Origin of the sequence: Mycobacterium angelicum, from assembly GCF_002086155.1 — a bacterium.
In the GTDB taxonomy this organism is placed as follows: domain Bacteria; phylum Actinomycetota; class Actinomycetes; order Mycobacteriales; family Mycobacteriaceae; genus Mycobacterium; species Mycobacterium angelicum.
In genome coordinates, this window is sequence record NZ_MVHE01000289.1 from 1 (window position 1) to 488 (window position 488).

1 protein-coding gene is annotated in these 488 nt (G+C 80.7%); it reads left to right on the plus strand.

Annotated features, from left to right (window positions below; all coding sequences use genetic code 11):
* The coding region (locus BST12_RS32685; RefSeq protein ID WP_211281421.1) for a hypothetical protein at window positions 1–488 on the plus strand (488 nt) is incomplete at both ends.

The following is a 488-nucleotide window of genomic DNA, read 5'->3' on the forward strand; positions in this document are numbered from 1 at the left end:
GGCCTCAGCGCCGGCATATGCCCCCGCGGCGGCGCGGGCGGGGCCAGCGTCGGCGGCGGCACCGGCGGCGCGGGCGGCGTCGGCGGCGGTGCGGGGATATTCGGCTTCGGAGGGGCCGGCGGCACCGGCGGGATCGGTGGTGGCCACCTTGGTGAGCACGGCGGAGTCGGGGGGACCGGCGGCGCCGGCGGCTGGCTCGTCGGCGCCGGCGGTGCCGGCGGACACGGCGGCGACGCCACACCGCAAGTGGTCGGTACCCCGGGCCACGGCGGTACGGGCGGTGCGGGTGGCGCCGCCAGACTGATCGGCAATGGCGGGGTCGGTGGTGCCGGCGGGGCCGGCGGCCAAGCCAACCAGGCGGGCAATGCCGGGGGCGCTGGTGCGACCGGCGGGACCGGCGGCGCCGGCGGGATCCTGCTCGGCAGCGGTGGAATGGGCGGGGTCGGTGGAATCGGCGGTGCGGCGCTGCCGGGCGATGCGGGCGGGGC